This is a genomic window from Streptomyces shenzhenensis (assembly GCF_021462265.1).
Lineage (GTDB): Bacteria > Actinomycetota > Actinomycetes > Streptomycetales > Streptomycetaceae > Streptomyces > Streptomyces shenzhenensis.
Genome location: NZ_JAJONF010000047.1, coordinates 16,904 through 32,861, shown reverse-complemented (window position 1 = coordinate 32,861; position 15,958 = coordinate 16,904). Strand labels below are relative to the sequence as shown.

14 protein-coding genes are annotated in these 15,958 nt (G+C 72.1%); 6 read left to right on the top strand and 8 right to left on the bottom strand.

Annotated elements, in window-relative coordinates; translation table 11 throughout:
* Positions 1 to 10: 10 nt before the first annotated feature.
* The 6 genes from LQ326_RS38415 (at position 11) to LQ326_RS38390 (ending at position 7,661) form a co-directional block, all read left to right on the top strand.
* Positions 11 to 796, top strand: a complete 786-nt coding sequence (locus LQ326_RS38415) for a GntR family transcriptional regulator (protein ID WP_234543709.1) — start codon at positions 11 to 13, stop codon at positions 794 to 796.
* Positions 797 to 1,116: 320 nt separating this feature from the next.
* The gene (locus tag LQ326_RS38410; RefSeq protein ID WP_234543708.1) at positions 1,117 to 2,430 is read left to right on the top strand and encodes an ABC transporter substrate-binding protein; all 1,314 of its coding nucleotides are present in this window, start codon (positions 1,117 to 1,119) and stop codon (positions 2,428 to 2,430) included.
* A 10-nt stretch (positions 2,431 to 2,440) separates the two neighbouring features.
* Positions 2,441 to 3,421: a carbohydrate ABC transporter permease gene (locus LQ326_RS38405; protein ID WP_234543707.1), complete on the top strand. Its 981-nt coding sequence runs from the start codon at positions 2,441 to 2,443 to the stop codon at positions 3,419 to 3,421.
* Positions 3,418 to 4,305: a carbohydrate ABC transporter permease gene (locus LQ326_RS38400; RefSeq protein ID WP_181805100.1), complete on the top strand. Its 888-nt coding sequence runs from the start codon at positions 3,418 to 3,420 to the stop codon at positions 4,303 to 4,305. The genes LQ326_RS38405 and LQ326_RS38400 overlap by 4 nt, the downstream gene beginning before the upstream one ends.
* Positions 4,306 to 4,332: 27 nt before the next feature.
* Complete coding sequence (locus tag LQ326_RS38395; protein ID WP_234543706.1) at positions 4,333 to 5,655, top strand: glycoside hydrolase family 36 protein; 1,323 nt, start codon at positions 4,333 to 4,335, stop codon at positions 5,653 to 5,655.
* On the top strand, positions 5,652 to 7,661 hold the full coding sequence (locus LQ326_RS38390) for a beta-galactosidase (RefSeq protein ID WP_234543705.1): 2,010 nt from the start codon (positions 5,652 to 5,654) through the stop codon (positions 7,659 to 7,661). Before LQ326_RS38395 ends, LQ326_RS38390 begins: the two co-directional genes overlap by 4 nt.
* Here the strand turns inward: LQ326_RS38390 and LQ326_RS38385 are convergent.
* The 8 genes from LQ326_RS38385 to LQ326_RS38350 all read right to left on the bottom strand — a co-directional run bounded on the left by LQ326_RS38385 (position 7,655) and on the right by LQ326_RS38350 (position 15,947).
* On the bottom strand, positions 7,655 to 8,641 hold the full coding sequence (locus LQ326_RS38385; protein WP_234543704.1) for an aldo/keto reductase: 987 nt from the start codon (positions 8,639 to 8,641) through the stop codon (positions 7,655 to 7,657). The two genes, LQ326_RS38390 and LQ326_RS38385, sit on opposite strands and share 7 nt — an antisense overlap.
* A 75-nt stretch (positions 8,642 to 8,716) precedes the next feature.
* The gene (locus LQ326_RS38380) at positions 8,717 to 9,385 is read right to left on the bottom strand and encodes an NUDIX domain-containing protein (protein WP_234543742.1); all 669 of its coding nucleotides are present in this window, start codon (positions 9,383 to 9,385) and stop codon (positions 8,717 to 8,719) included.
* A gap of 177 nt (positions 9,386 to 9,562) precedes the next feature.
* Entirely contained in the window at positions 9,563 to 11,380 is a 1,818-nt protein-coding gene (locus tag LQ326_RS38375; protein WP_234543703.1) for an ABC transporter ATP-binding protein, read from the bottom strand.
* Positions 11,381 to 11,516: 136 nt separating this feature from the next.
* Entirely contained in the window at positions 11,517 to 12,524 is a 1,008-nt protein-coding gene (locus tag LQ326_RS38370; protein WP_234543702.1) for a sugar kinase, read from the bottom strand.
* Positions 12,521 to 13,156, bottom strand: a complete 636-nt coding sequence (locus tag LQ326_RS38365) for a bifunctional 4-hydroxy-2-oxoglutarate aldolase/2-dehydro-3-deoxy-phosphogluconate aldolase (protein ID WP_234543701.1) — start codon at positions 13,154 to 13,156, stop codon at positions 12,521 to 12,523. The genes LQ326_RS38370 and LQ326_RS38365 overlap by 4 nt, the downstream gene beginning before the upstream one ends.
* 57 nt (positions 13,157 to 13,213) lie before the next feature.
* Entirely contained in the window at positions 13,214 to 14,032 is an 819-nt protein-coding gene (locus LQ326_RS38360) for an aldose epimerase family protein (RefSeq protein ID WP_268208108.1), read from the bottom strand.
* Positions 14,033 to 14,034: 2 nt separating this feature from the next.
* Complete coding sequence (dgoD, locus tag LQ326_RS38355; RefSeq protein WP_234543699.1) at positions 14,035 to 15,180, bottom strand: galactonate dehydratase; 1,146 nt, start codon at positions 15,178 to 15,180, stop codon at positions 14,035 to 14,037.
* Entirely contained in the window at positions 15,177 to 15,947 is a 771-nt protein-coding gene (locus LQ326_RS38350) for a FadR/GntR family transcriptional regulator (RefSeq protein WP_234543698.1), read from the bottom strand. Before LQ326_RS38350 ends, dgoD begins: the two co-directional genes overlap by 4 nt.
* Between the last annotated feature and the right edge of the window lie 11 nt (positions 15,948 to 15,958).

Genomic DNA, 15,958 nt, shown 5'->3' with positions numbered 1-15,958 from the left:
AGGTGTCCCGGTGGCCCGTACCGGTGGTTCCGCCCGCACCACGACCGCCTCGGCACTCGACGCCCTGGACTTCGCCCTGGACCGCGGCAGTCCGGTTCCGCTCTACTACCAGCTCGCCCGGCAGCTGGAAGAGGCCATAGAGCACGGTGTCCTTGCCCCGGGCAACCTCCTGGGCAACGAGATCGACCTGTCGGTGCGGCTCGGCCTGTCCAGGCCCACGGTCCGCCAGGCCATCCAGTCCCTTGTCGACAAGGGACTCCTGGTCCGCCGCCGGGGCGTGGGCACCCAGGTGGTGCACAGCCAGGTCAAGCGGCCGCTGGAGCTGAGCAGTCTCTACGACGACCTGGAGTCGGCCGGGCAGGGCCCGACCACCCGGGTGCTGCGCAACGAGCGGATCCCGGCGACCGCCGAGGTGGCCGCCGCGCTCGGGATCGCGGAGGGCGCGGAGGTGGCCGTCCTGGAGCGGCTGCGCTGCACGCACGGCCAGCCGGTGGCGTTCCTGTGCAACTACCTGCCGGCGGCCCTGCTCGAACTCGACACCGAGCGGTTGGAGTCGACCGGCCTGTACCGGATGCTGCGCACGGCCGGCATCACCCTGCACAGTGCCCGGCAGACGGTGGGCGCCCGCAGCGCCGGCGCCGAGGAGGCCGGCCGGCTCGACGAGCAGGAGGGCGCCGCCCTGCTCACCATGCAGCGCACGGCCTACGACGACACCGGACGGGCGGTGGAGTACGGCAGCCACGTCTACCGGGCGTCCCGGTACGCGTTCGACTTCCAGCTGCTCGTACGGCCGTAGCGCATGCCGTGCCGGGCAGGCCGCAGCGGGTTTGACCGCTGGTCCCGGCTCCCGAAACCAACACGCCCGCACACGAGCCCCCACAGAGTTTGTCCGGTGGGGGCTCCGTCGTACCGGTTTGTTCAACAAACCGGCAGGCAACCATGTCGATTACGTTTCGGGCAAGAGACGGGCGAGAGAGACGCAGGCTATTGACTCATGAGAGGACAACCGGCTGTTATTGCGCCCACGATGTTCGGCCGAGTTGGTTTCTGATCGGTTTCGGGACCTTTCGAAGATCAACTCTTCCCCTTGCCGAACCCTGTTCCTCAGGAGCCGCCATGCGCATCTCCCCGTCCGGTCTTCACCTGCCGGGTCCGAGCCGCCGTAACGTTCTGCGCGGTGCCGGTTCGGCCGCCCTCCTCGCGGGCGCCGGCATACCCCTGCTGTCCGCCTGCGGCGGCAGCGGCAGCTCGTCGGACCCCAAGACCGTCAGTGTCGGCTCCAACGACTCGGACGCCGTGCCGAAGAAGGCGTACGCGGCTGTGTACGCGGCCTTCCAGAAGCAGTCCGGCATCACCGCCAAGGTGAACACGAAGGACCACAACACCTTCCAGGAGCAGATCAACTCGTATCTGCAGGGCACCCCGGACGACGCGTTCAAGTGGTTCGCCGGCTACCGGATGCAGTTCTTCGCGCAGAAGGGCCTGGCCTCCCCGATCGACGACGTGTGGGAGAAGATCGGGGCGAACTTCCCCGACGCGATGAAGAAGCTCAGCAAGGGCGCGGACGGCAAGTACTACTTCGTGCCGATGACCACGTACCCCTGGGCGATCTTCTACCGCAAGAGCGTCTTCCAGCAGCACGGCTACACGGTCCCCACCACCTGGGACCAGCTGGTCGCCCTGTGCAAGCAGATGAAGAAGGACGGCCTGGTCCCGATCGCCTTCGGTGACAAGGACGCCTGGCCGGCCATGGGCACCTTCGACCAGATCAACTTCCGCCTCAACGGTTACGACTTCCACGTCGAGCTGATGGCGGGCAAGGCCGCCTGGACCGACGCCAAGGTCAAGGCCGTCTTCGACCACTGGGCCGAGCTGCTCCCCTACCACCAGGACGGCTTCATGGGCCGCACCTGGCAGGACGCCGCCCAGACGCTGGTGTCGAAGAAGGCCGGCATGTACCTGCTGGGCACCTTCGTGGCCCAGCAGTTCACCAACAAGGCCGACCTGGACGACCTGGACTTCTTCGCCTTCCCGGAGATCAACTCCGCGTACGGCCAGGACACCGTGGAGGCGCCCACCGACGGCTTCATGGTCTCCAAGTCCCCGAAGAACCACGCCGGTGTCGTCAAGCTCCTCGAGTACCTGGGCAGCCCGGCGGCCGAGGAGCTCTACCTCAAGGGCGACCCGAGCGTGGTGGCCGCCTCCAGCCAGGCCTCCACCTCGGCCTACTCGGCGCTGCAGAAGAAGGCGTTCGACATGATCGGCGGCGCCAAGAGCCTCACCCAGTTCATGGACCGCGACTCCCGGCCCGACTTCACCTCCACGGTGATGCAGCCCGGTCTGCAGAAGTTCCTGCAGAACCCGAAGGGGATCGACAGCCAGCTCTCGTCCATCGAGCGCCAGAAGAAGACGATCTTCGCGTCCGAGTGAGCCTGCTGAAGTGACGACTGACACGACCACGAAGTCCCAGGAGGCGGCCGCCGTGCCGCCTCCTGGGCGCGCGTCCGAGAAGAAGCGGATCCAGCGGGGCCACCGGCGCCTGCTGACCCGCCGTGACCGGATCACGCTCGCCTTCATGGCGGGCGTGCCCACGGTCTTGCACGTACTCCTGGTCTGGGTGACCGCCCTGGCCTCGATCCTCCTCGCCTTCACCTCCTGGGACGGCATCGGCTTCGACTCCATCAAGTGGGTCGGGCTGGACAACTTCAAGCAACTCTTCACCGACAACCCGCAGTTCTGGCCGGCGGTCGAGCACAACGTCATCTGGTTCGTGGTGCTCATCCTGATCCCGACCCCGTTCGGCCTGTTCCTGGCCGTGCAGCTGGACAAGAAGATCAGGTTCAGCCGGGTCTACCAGACGGCGTTCTTCCTCCCGGTCGTCATCTCCCTGGCGTGCATCGGGTTCGTCTGGCAGCTGATCTACAACCCGGACACGGGCCTGATCAACAGCCTCATCGGTGCCAACAAGCCGGGCCACTACATCGACTGGATCGGTGATCCGAACCTCAACCTGTGGGCGGTCCTGGTCGCCGCGTCCTGGCGGCACACCGGCTACATGATGATCCTGTACCTGGCCGGCCTGAAGAGCGTGGACCCGTCACTGCGGGAGGCCTCGGCCCTCGACGGCGCCAACGAGTGGCAGACGTTCAAGAACGTCATCTTCCCGACGCTGCGGCCGACCAACACCATCGTCCTGGTCGTGACCATCATCGAGGCGCTGCGCGCCTTCGACCTGGTCTTCGTCTTCAACAAGGGCGCCCAGGGCACCGAGTTGCTCTCCATCCTGGTGACCAACAACATCATCGGCGAGTCCAGCCGTATCGGTTACGGCTCGGCGATCGCGGTGGTGCTGCTGTTCATCTCCCTGATCGTGATCATCCCGTACCTGATCGCGACCTTCCGGAAGGAGCGGAGCGCATGAGCACCGTGAGCGCGCTGCCCGAGCAGCGCACCCCGATCCGCCCGGCCCGTGTCCTGCTGCACGTGTTCCTGGCCGGCACGGCCCTGGCGTGGCTCGCCCCGCTGCTGTGGGCGATCTTCTCGGCGCTGCGCCCGTACAGCGAGACCAGCAACCGCGGCTACGTGTCCTGGCCGCACACGCTGAACCTCGACAACTTCACGAACGCGTTCGAGCAGTCGGACATGACCCACTACTTCATGAACACGCTGGTCATCGCGGTCCCGGCCGTGCTGCTCACGCTGTTCCTGTCGTCGATGGTCGCGTTCTACGTCAGCCGTTTCGACTTCCGGGTCAACCTCTTCCTGCTGCTGGTCTTCACGGCCGGCAACCTGCTGCCGCAGCAGGTCATCATCACCCCGCTGTACCGGATGTACCTGCTGACGAACCTGCCGGGCATCACCGCGAGCGGCAAGCTGTACGACTCGGCGCTCGGCCTGGTGCTGATCCATGTGGCGTTCCAGTCCGGGTTCTGCGCGTTCGTGCTGGCGAACTACATGCGTTCGCTGCCGCACGAACTGACCGAGGCCGCGCTGGTGGACGGCGCCTCGGTGTGGCGGCTGTACTGGCAGATCACCCTGCCGCTGTGCAAGCCGGCGATGGCGGCCCTGGCGACCCTGTTGTCGATCTGGATCTACAACGACTTCTTCTGGGCCCTGGTGCTGATCTCGACCGGTGAGAACATGCCGATCACCTCGGCGCTGAACAACCTCTCCGGGCAGTACTTCACCGACCCGAACCTGGTCGCCGCCGGTTCCCTGCTCACCGCGATCCCGACGCTGCTCGTGTACTTCGCGCTCCAGAAGCAGTTCGTCAGCGGTCTGACCCTGGGCTCCGCAAAGGGCTGATCCGGCCCCCCCTTGAAAGAGAACCTCGTGCACAACCCGTTCACCCCGGTCGCCTCCGTGGCCGTGGACACGCGCACCGCCCGTGTCCACGAGGAGGGCTGGCAGTCCTGGTCGCCCAGTGGCACCTACGCCCTCGGCGCGGCCCCGTACCGCCCGACGAACGACAACTGGGCGACCGTGTGTCACCGCCCCGGCCGACGGGTGCCCGCCGGTGCCTTCCAGGGCGAGGGCCTGCTGGCGCTCGACCCGGGGGACGGCTCCGCGGTCCGGCTCTGGGCGGCGGCCGACCCGCTGCACGAGGTGCCGTCGATCCGGCTGACCGTCGCGGGCGGGGTCGCGGAGGTCGAGGCCGACGGCCCGGTCAAGGAGTGGACCGGCACGGGCATCCAGTCCGTGCTGGCCGGCTGGGCCGGCGCCCTGGCGCTGCCGGCACCCCGCCCGGCGCCGACGGTCTGGTGCTCCTGGTACGAGTACTTCACGGCCGTCACCGAGGACGACATCCACGAGAACCTGCGGGCGATGGACACCCTCGACCTGCCGGTCGACGTGGTGCAGATCGACGACGGCTACCAGAGCGCGCTGGGCGACTGGCTGACCCTCTCCGGCCGTTTCCGCTCCCGGCGGGGCACCGCGGACGCCATCCGCGCCCACGGCCGCCGGGCGGGCATCTGGACGGCGCCGTTCCTGGTGGCCCCGGCGAGCGCGCTCGCCGAGACCTACCCGGACTGGCTGGTCCGCGACGCCGACGGCAACCCGCTGCACGCGGGCCGCAACTGGGGTCACGGCCTGTACGTCCTGGACACCACCCACCCGGCCGCCGCGGCCCACCTCACCGACGTCTTCACGACGCTGCGCGCCGAGGGCTACGACTACTTCAAGACCGACTTCCTCTACGCGGGCGCCATGGACGGCGTACGGCACTCCGGCGCGGACGCGCTCACGGCGTACCGGCAGGGCATCGGCCTGATCCGGGAGGCGATCGGCGCGGACGCCTACCTGCTGGGCTGCGGCGCGCCGGTCCTGCCCTCCGCCGGCCTGTTCGACGCGATGCGGGTCAGCCCGGACACGGCTCCGCACCGCCGGCCCGAGGCCGGTGACTTCAGCCAGCCCGGCCAGGCCGCGGCCGAGTTCACCGGCGCCGCGCGCCAGTGGCAGCACGGCCGCCTCTGGGTCAACGACCCGGACTGCCTGATGGCCCGCCCGGCCGTGGAGACCCGTGCGCGCTGGGCGGCGCACGTGGCGGCCGTCGGCGGCCTGGTCGCCTCCAGCGACCGGCTGCTCTCCCTCGACCAGTGGGGCGTGGAGACGACCCGCCGCCTTCTCACCGAAGCTACCGGAGCCACCCGATGAACGACCGCACCCTCTCCGTCCCCGGCATCGCCTACGGCGGCGACTACAACCCCGAACAGTGGCCCGAGGAGGTGTGGGCCGAGGACGTCCGCCTGATGCGCGAGGCGGGGGTGAACATGGTCAGCGTCGGCATCTTCTCGTGGGCGCTGCTGGAGCCGTCCGAGGGCGTCTACGACTTCTCCCGGATGGACCGGATCCTCGGCCTGCTGCACGAGAACGGCATCGCCGCCGACCTCGCCACCCCGACGGCCGCCCCGCCGGCCTGGTTCTTCCGCGCCCACCCCGAGGCGCTCCCGGTGGACCACGACGGCCGTGCGCTGTCGTACGGCAGCCGCCAGACGTTCTGCCCGAGCAGCCCCGCCTACCGCGAGGCCGCGCTGCGCATCGCGGGCGCGATCGCCGACCGGTACGCGAGCCACCCGGCCGTCAGGATGTGGCACGTCCACAACGAGTACGGCTGCCACAACGCGGCCTGCTACTGCGACACCAGCGCGGAGTCCTTCCGCCGCTGGCTGCGGGCGAAGTACGCCGACGACCTGGCCGCCCTCAACCACGCCTGGGGCACCACCTTCTGGAGCCAGTGGTACTACGACTGGGACGAGATCCTGCCGCCCCGCGCGACCGGCGCCGTACCCAACCCGACGCACCAGCTGGACTGGCGGCGGTTCTGCTCGGACGAACTCCTGTCGCTGTACAAGGCGGAGCGGGACGTCCTGCGTCAGGCGGCCCCCGCCATCCCCGCCACCACCAACTTCATGGTGATGCACAACTTCGACGCCCTCGACTACTGGCGGTGGGCACCGGAGCTGGACGTGGTGGCCAACGACCACTACCTGATGTCCGCCGACCCCGAGTCGCAGATCGACATCGCGCTCAGCGGCGATGTGATGCGGTCGCTGGCGGGCGGGCCGTGGCTGCTGATGGAACACTCGACGGGCGCGGTCAACTGGCAGCCCGTCAACCGGGCGAAGACCGCCGGCGAGCTGCGCCGCAACGCGCTCGCCCATGTGGCGCGCGGCGCGGACGGCATCTGCTACTTCCAGTGGCGGGCGGCGAAGGCGGGTGCCGAGCAGTGGCACTCGGCGATGCTGCCGCACGCCGGGACCGACAGCCAGATCTGGCGGGACGTCGTGCGGCTGGGCGCCGATCTGCGGGCCCTCGCCGAGGTGCGCGGCAGCACCGGCACCGCCGAGGTGGCCGTCGTCTGGGACTGGGACGCCCGCTGGGCCGTGGAGCTGCCCTCGCAGCCCAGCGGGGAGCTGCGCTACCTGGACCTCGTCCGCGCCTGGTACGAGCCGCTGTGGCGGGCCGGCGTGGCGGTGGACTTCGTCCGCCCGGACGGGGATCTGTCGGCCTACAAGGTGGTGCTGGCCCCGAGCCTGTACCTGGTGGACGACACGGGCGCGGCGAACCTGACGGCCTTCGCCGAGGCCGGCGGCACCCTCGCCATCGGCTTCCACAGCGGCGCGGTGGACGAGAACTGCCATGTGCGGCTGGGCGGTTATCCGGGGGCCTTCCGGGAACTGCTGGGCGTGTCCACGGACGAGCTGTTCCCGCTGCTGCCCGGCGAGCGCGTGACCCTGAGCGAGGGCGGCCAGGGCTCGCTCTGGTCGGAGCGGGTACGGCCGGCGGGCGCGCAGGCGGTGACGTCGTACGCCGACGGGCCGCTGGCCGGGGTACCGGCGGTGACCCGGCACGGGTACGGCGCGGGCACCGCCTGGTACGTGGCGACGCTGCCCGACGCGGACACCCTGGCGGGGCTGCTCGGCCGGATCCGCGCCGAGGCGGGCGTGGCCGCGGGCCGCACCGCCCCGGCGGGCGTGGAGGTCGCCGTGCGGCGCGGTGCGGACGCGGACTACGTGTTCGTGATCGACCACACCGGCCAGGGCGCCGAACTCCCGGTCGCGGCCGGCTCGGTGGAGCTGCTGTCCGGCAAGCCGGCCGACGGCACGGTCACCGTGGCGCCGGGCGAGGTCGCCGTCGTCCGGGAGCCGCGCGGTCAGTGAGCCGCGTCCAGGCGGGCCCGCTGGTCAGGGGTCAGTTCCAGGTCCACGGCGGCGAGGTTCTCCTCCAGCTGGGCCACGGACGACACCCCGGCCAGCGGCACGACCGGCAGCGGCCCGCCCAGCAGCCAGGCCAGCACCACCTGGTTCAGGGTCGCCCCGGTCTCCCGGGCCACCTCGCCGAGCGCGGCGAGGCGGGCCGGGGTGCCGGGGTGGTCGCAGTCGGCGGGGAGCGTCTTGCCCGGCTGGGTGTAGGCGCCCTTCAGCAGTGGTGAGTAGGCGACCAGGGTGAGGTCCGGCTCCGCACGCAGATAGCTGCGCAGCTGGGCGTCGGCGGAGCCGAGGCTGCCGTCCGGGAACAGGTCGTCGGGGATGTCGGTGCGGGGGCGCAGGTAGCTGTGCTGGTACTGGAGCACCTCATAGCCGGGCAGGCCGGCCGCGGCGGCGAGGGCGCGGGCGCGTTCCAGCCGCCAGACGGCGTGGTTGCTCGCCCCGAGCAGGCCGACGGTGCCCTCCGCGACGAGCGCGGCGAACCCCTCGACGGTCTCGCGGAGCGGGACGGCGGGGTCCTCTATGTGGGCGTACAGCAGGTCCAGCTTGTCGACGCCGAGGCGCTCGCGGCTGCGCTCGGCCGACTCCCGGATCACCTTCACGGACAGGCCCTCGGGGTTGTCGGTGTAGCTGCTGCCGGGAGCGAGGGGGCGGGCGCCGAGCTTGGTGGCGATGACGACCTCGCCGCCGATACCGCGGCTGCGCCGCCAGCGGCCGAGCAGTTCCTCGCTCTGGCCGCCCTGGCCGCCGTCCTCCCAGAAGGCGTAGTTGTCGGACGTGTCGACGAAGTTCCCGCCGGCCTCGACATAGCGGTCGAGGACGGCGAAGGAGGTCCTCTCGTCGGTGCGGGACCCGAACAGCATGGCGCCGAGCGCGAGGACGCTCACCTCGCGGCGGGTCCCCGGGTCGGTGCCGATGGTGCGGTACTTCATGCCGTCTCCTCCGTTCGCGCACCCGGGGGTTCCGGGTGCACGGGGGTGAGTCTTCGGCTTGGAGTGCGCTAGAAGTCAAGGGCGTGGTGCGAACGGGCCGTCCAGGGCCGCCCACTGCAGCAGCATGATCGTCTTGGCGTCGGCGATCTCACCGGTGCGGATCATCTCCAGGGCGCGCCGGAAGGGGAGTTCGAGGATCTCGATGTCCTCGCCCTCCTCGTCCAGGCCGCCCCCCTCGTGCGTGCGGGTCGAGGGGCCGTAGGCGGCCGCGTAGAACGAGATCCGTTCCGTGACGGAACCCGGGCTCATGTAGACGTCGAAGACGTGCTCGACCTCGCCGACGGTGTGGCCGGTCTCCTCGACGACCTCGCGGCGGACCGCGTGCTCCGGATGCTCGGCCTCGTCGTCCAGGAGGCCGGCCGGCGTCTCGATCAGCATGCCGTCGGGGTGGCCGTTGACGTACGCCGGGAAGCGGAACTGCCGGGTGAGCAGGACGGTTTCGCGGTCGGCGTCGTAGAGGAGGAGGGTGGCGCCGTTGCCCCGGTCGTGGGTCTCGCGTTCCTCGGTGTGCCAGGTGCCGTCGGCATGCTGGAGGTCGAAGGTGGTGGCCCGCTCGACGTACCAGTGGCTGGACAGGAGTCGCACCTCCCGGACCTTCACGCGCGGGTTGCCGGTCAGGTCCAGGCCGGCGCGGTCCAGGCCGGTACGGCCCCGGCGGTCGGGTGTGTCGATCCCGGCGGTCATCGCAGGCTCGCCGGGGGTGTTCAGGTCAGTCATGATCACCTGTCTACCACCCGCCCATGTCCGGCGGGCATCCTTCGGGGGCGTGGGAGCGCCCCGAAGGGGCGCGGGGAACTGCGCGACCAGCCACGACGGCGCCGCAGACAACCACGACGCCCCCCGGCCCCTCCAGCGGAGCGCCTAGCGCACTTCGGCCCGCGCCGCCCCCTCGTCGAGGAAGCCGCCCGACTGGTGCTGCCACAGCTTGGCGTAGGCGCCGTCCGCGGCGAGCAGTTCGTGGTGCGTGCCCTGCTCGACGATCCGGCCGCGGTCGAGGACCACGAGCCGGTCCATGGAGGCGACCGTGCTGAGCCTGTGCGCCACCACCAGCGCCGTGCGCCCTTCCATGAGCCGCCACAGCGCCTCCTGGACGAGGATCTCGCTCTCGGAGTCCAGCGCGCTGGTCGCCTCGTCCAGAAGCAGGATCGGGGCGTCCCGCAGGATCGCCCGGGCCAGGGCGACCCGCTGGCGCTGGCCGCCGGAGAGCTTGACGCCGCGCTCCCCCACCATCGTCTCGAACCCGTCCGGCAGCGCGTCCGCGAACTCCGTGACGTGCGCGGCCCCGGCGGCCAGCCGGATCTCGGCGTCGGTGGCGTCCGGCCGGGCGAAGGCGATGTTCTCCCGCAGGGTGCGGTGGAACATCGCCGGGTCCTGCGGGACGTAGGCGATCTGGCTGCGCAGGTCGGCCTGGCGCAGCCGGCTGATGTCCTGGCCGCCGATCATGATCCGGCCGGCGTCGATGTCGGTCATCCGCAGCAGCAGCCGGGTCAGGGTGGTCTTGCCGCCGCCCGACCGGCCGACGAACCCGAACTTCGACCCGCTGGGCACCTCCAGGTCAAGCCCTTCGAACAGCGGTTTGGCGCCCGCGTGGGTGAAGGAGACCTTCTCGAAGCGGACGTCGGCGGCCCGGGGCGCGAGCGGCTCGGGGGCCGGCGGGTCGATCACGGTCGGCGGTTCGAGGAGCAGTTCGGTGAACTGGGCCGCCTCCGTCATGGAGCTCTCCATGCGCCGGTAGATCTGGTTGAACTCGAACATGATCCGGGTCGCGTTGGTGTAGTAGGTGAAGGCGACCACGACCGCCTCCACGCCGTGCCCGCCGCCCGCCAGCGCCACCGCGAGCAGCAGGCCCACCGCGTTGGTGGCCACGGACATCGGCGCGACGAACGTGTCGATGCGCAGGTTGCCGTAGTCCCAGGAACGCAGGGTGCGCCGCCGCGACTCGGCGACCCGCGACCGGTGTTCGGCGGCCTCCCGCTCCTCGGCGGCGAACGCCCGGACCGTGTCCATGTTCATCAGGCTGTCGGCGACATGCCCCGACACCCGGGCGATCGCCTCCTCCCGCTGGTCGACCAGCCGCTGCCGGCGGCGGATCAGCGGGAACACGCACACCGCGGTCGTCGCGATCATCGCGAGGAGCGCGACGACGAGCAGCGGCTGGTAGCGCCACAGCACCACCGAGCCGAACACCAGCGGCACGAAGCTGCCGACGATGTTGAAGGTCAGCGTGTCGCCGAACTCCTCGAAGCGGGTGGCGAAGCTCAGCACCCGCTTGGTGAGGGAGCCCGCGAAGTTGTCGTGGAAGAACGCGGCGTCCTTCGCGAACAGTTCGTCCATGCCGATGACGTACAAGTGCTCGATGCCGAGGGCGTCCAGGCGGTTCAGGCAGTGCAGACCGATCCGCCAGAGCGTCTCCGCCAGCAGCAGGACACCGGCGAAGCCGAGGACGTACGGCAGTGCGGTGCGCAGGTCCAGGCCGTGGCCGTCGGCGATCCGGCCGACCAGCTTGGCCACGACCAGCGGGGCCAGGTAGTTGATTCCGATGTTGCCGAGTGCCGGCAGCAGCAGCGCGGGCGCGGTGAGCCGCTTGAGCCGGGCCAGCTCCCGTCCGTAGTAACGCAGTGCGAGCAGCACCGCGCCCTTGCGCGGTCCCGTCGCTGGTAAATCGACAGAGGATGTCATCTCAACCCTGTGTAGTCGTCGCACGGCATGCCGAGTCGACCGCCGCATGGTCCGCGGCGGCCTGGAATCGGCAGGTCAGGAAAGAGAAGTGTCCCGCGGCGCCGGTCTGTCGGTCCACGTGTTTTTTCGTCGGTGACTACGGAGCGAACACGCGGTCGACCGAGAGGGGCCGGGCCCGGCGCCAGTCCGGGTCCGTGAGTCCGAGGAGCCGGTCCACGTCGGCCCGGCCGGGCAGCGGACCGTGATCCCCCGTCACCTTGAGCGCGGAGACCGCGGTGAGGTGGCCGAGCCGCAGGGCACGGGTCAGCGTCTCGGCACGCAGCAGCCCGGCCAGGAAGCCCGCCGCGAACGCGTCGCCGGCGCCGACCGGTTCCACCACGGCCGTCCGCAGCGCGGGCACCGTGCACACGCCGTTCGCGGTCACGGCGGTCGCGGCCCGGGCGCCGTCCTTGACGACGAGGATCCGCGGGCCGGGCAGCAGGTCCCGCAGGCCGGTGACGCTCAGGTCGCCGCCCCACAGCTCCTGGGCCTCGTCGAGGCCCACGAAGACGATGTCGGCGCGGTCGGCGAGGGCGCGCAGCACCGCCGGCGCGGTGCCGTGGGGCCACAGCGCGGCCCGGTGGTTGACGTCGAAGCTGACGGCGTACGGCCGTTCGGCGGCGGGCGGGTCCAGGGCCCGGGTCACCAGGGCGTGGCAGGACGCGGAGAGGGCGGGGGTGATGCCGGTGAGGTGCAGGAGGGCGGCCGAGCGCAGGGGTTCGCCGTCGAGCAGGCCGGGTCCGAGGGCCGAGGCCGCCGATCCGGTGCGGTAGTAGTGGACGCTCGTGCCGGCGGGGCCCGGGTCCTTGAGGAGAAGGCCGGTGGGGCGGTGCGGGTCGGTGCGCACATGCGTCACGTCGACCCCGGCGGCGGCGACCGCGGCACGCACCCGGCGGCCCACCGGATCGTCGCCGAGGGCCGAGAGCCAGTGGGCCTGGACGCCGTGGTCGGCGAGGTACATGGCCACGTTGGACTCCGCGCCCGCGACGGACAGCCGCAGGTGCCCGGCGTCCGCCAGCGGCCGCGGCGGGTCGGGGGCGAGGGCGGCCATCGTCTCGCCGAGGCAGACGACCGGTCCCGGGGCCGGACGCCAGGGCGCCGTCATGCGGCTCCCTCCTCCGCCAGGGCGGCCCGGAACGCGCGGGCCCGGTCACGCAGGGCGGTCAGGCTGCCGCCGTCCGCCGCGTCGCCGACGAGCGGGGAGCCGACGCCGACGGCGATCGCTCCGGCGGCCAGGTAGGCCCGCGCGGCCGGCACGTCGACGCCGCCGACCGGGACGAACGCCGCGTCGGGGAACGGTCCGCGCAGCGCCTTCAGGTATGCCGCTCCGCCGGCCTCCGCGGCCGGGAAGAGCTTCAGGGCGGCCGCGCCGCGGGCCTGCGCCGCGATCACGTCGGTGGGGGTGAGCACGCCGGCCAGGACCGGCATGCCGAGCTCCCGTGCGGTGTCGGCACCGGCGCCGAGCCCCGGGGTGACCGCGAAGCCGGCGCCCGCGCGGTGGGCGGCGTGCGCGTCGGCGGCGGTCAGCACCGTGCCGGCGCCCAGCGGCCGGCCGGGACCGAGTTCCTTGCGGGCGCGGGCGATGACGGTGAGGGCGTCCGCGCCGCTGAGCGACACCTCGATCAGCTCGATGCCCTCCTCGACGAGGGTCAGCACGGTGCGCAGGGCGGCGTCCGGGTCGCCGCCGCGCACGATGGCGAGCAGGCGGCGGCCGGCGAGGGCGGTTCGCAGGTCCACGAACGGGCTCCTTCCCTTTTCTTGGATTTCCGCGGTTCCCTTGGATTCCCTTGGATCTCAGGGGCAGCGGCAGTCGGCGGTCACGGTGAGCAGCCAGCGGACCTCGCCCGAGGCGGGGACCCGGGCGGCGTCGTCCGGGCCCGCGTCGGCGAGGTCGAAGACGCGGCCGAGCATCGGCTCGACACCCGTACTGCGATAGGGGCGGCCGGCGGGGAAGCCGCCGAGGTTGCGCCACAGGGCGACGGCGAGCGGCTGCCCCTCCGCCTCGACGGCCAGGGCGAGCCGGTCGGCACCGTCGTGCACGCAGCACCGGCCGCCGTCCACCACGGCCCCGACGGCCGTACCGTCGTCCGGCCCGAACCGGTCGAGCCGCAGCCCCAGGGGCGCGGGCCAGGTGCCGGCCACCCAGGGGGCGCCGTCCGGCCAGGGACGGTCCAGCAGCGGCGCCGCCTCCGGGAACAGCCGGGTGGGCGCTCCCCGACGGGCCCGCACGACGGCCTCCTCGGAGAGGTCCAGCAGCGCGTGGGCGGCCCAGAGGAAGCGGAATCCGGGGTCGGCCCTGAGCACATAGGCGGCCTCGACGCCGTCGGCCGCAGCGCGCAGCGTGCGCGTCAGGGTGAAGCGGTCGCAGCGGACGGTCTCCCCGGCACCGTCCGCGTCCCGCGTCCAGGGCCGGGACCAGGCGTCCCCGTGGTCGGGGGTGCCGCGGACGGTGGGGACGCACTCCTCCACTCCCCCGGCGTCCACGAACGCGTCGCCGGGTGCCACGCCGTGGCGTCCGGGGCTCTCGCGCCGCCACAGCCATTCGCGGCCGCCGTGCCGCAGCGAGGTCCAGCGGCCGCCGTGCGCCAGGTCGGTCACGACGTCGAGCGGCATGGTCACCACTCCGCGAAGGAGCCGTCGGCGTGCCGCCACACCGGGTTGCGCCACCGGTGTCCCGCGCGGTCGGCCGCGCGGACGGCCGCCTCGTCGAGGGTGATGCCGAGACCGGGGGCGTCACCGCGGTGCGCGTGCCCGGCCACGAAGCGGAAGGGCTCGGGGTCGACGAGGTAGGAGAGCAGGTCGGCGTCCCGGTTGTAGTGGATGCCGCGGCTCTGCTCCTGGATGAGGAAGTTGGGTGTGGCGAAGGCGACCTGGAGGCTGGCGGCGAGCGCGATGGGGCCGAGCGGGCAGTGCGGGGCCAGCTGGGCGCCGTAGGTCTCGGCGAGCGAGGCGATGCGGTGCACCTCGGAGATGCCGCCGGCGTGCGAGAGGTCCGGCTGGGCGACCGCAACGCCGGCGGCGAGGACGGGCAGGAACTCGGCGCGCGAGTACAGGCGTTCGCCGGTCGCGAGCGGCACCGGGCTCGTGGTGACCAGGCCGGGCAGCAGGTGGCCCTGTTCGGGGACCACCGGCTCCTCCACGAACAGCGGGTGCAGCGGGGCGAGTTCGGCGAGGACGCGGCGGGCGCCGGCCGCGGTGAACCGGCCGTGGAAGTCGACGGCGACGTCGCGGTCCGGGCCGAGGGCGTCCCGGGCGGCGCTCACCCGGGCGACCACGGCCGCCGTCTCCGCCACCGTGGCCAACGGCGAGGTGGCCCCGGCGGCGTTCATCTTCACCGCGGTGAAGCCCGCCTCGACCTGGGCCGCTATCTGCTCGGTCAGCCGGCCCGGTTCGTCGCCGCCGACCCAGGCGTAGACCCGCACCCGGTCGCGCACCGGACCGCCCAGCAGGGCGTGCACGGGCGCGCCGTAGGTCTTGCCGGCGATGTCCCACAGGGCCTGGTCGAGGCCCGCGACGGCGCTCGACAGCACCGGGCCGCCCCGGTAGAAGCCGCCCTTGGTGAGCACCTGCCAGTGGTCCTGGATGCGCAACGGGTCCTGGCCCAGGAGGTATTCGGCGAGGACGTCGACGGCCGAGCGGACGACCTCGGCGCGCCCCTCGACGACGGGCTCGCCCCAGCCGACCACGCCGTCGTCGGTCTCGACCCGGCAGAACAGCCAGCGCGGCGGGACGAGGAAGGTCTCTATCCGGTCGATCTTCACCGGCCGCCGCCTTTCGTGTCGTCGGGCCCTGCCGCGTCGTCGGGCTCCGCCCCCTCTTCCGGGCCGTCGAGCCGTGCCAGGTCGCGGCCCGCCTGGTCGAGCAGGGCCCGCATGGCGGCCTCGGCCGCCTGCGGGTCACGGTCGCGTACGGCGTCCAGGACGGCGCGGTGGGCGGGGACGGGATCCTCGCTGTGCGGGGAGCTGTGCACGATGCGGTCCCGGTGGGCAAGGCCCGACTCGATCACCATCTCCATGCGTTCGAGCAGTTCGTTGTGGGTGGCGGTGAGCAGGGCGCGGTGGAAGGCGAGGTCGGCGTCGACGGCGTGGCCGGGGTCCGCCTCGTGCCGCCCCATCGCCGCCACGGCCGTCTCCAGGGACAGCAGGTCGGCCTCGGTGCGGCGCTCGGCGGCGAGCCGGACGGCCGCCGGTTCGATGATGGCGCGGACCTCGGCCAGGTTGCGCAGCAGCGACGATCCCGTGCCGCTCGCGCGGCCGCCCTCGAACTGCCAGCGCAGCACGTCGGCGTCGAGCAGGTTCCAGTCCGCGCGGGACCGCACGAAGGTGCCGCGTTTCTGCCGGGCGTCGACCATGCCCTTGGCGGCGAGCACCTTGAGGGACTCGCGCAGGGCGGTGAGGCTGACGTCGAGTTCGCTCTGCAGCGCCACCAGGTCGAGCGTGGCCCCTTCCGGGATCTCGCCCCCCAGGATGCGGCGCGCCAGCGCCTCCACGGTCTGGCCGTGCACACCGCGGCGGGCGTAGGGCGTCATGTCGTACAGCC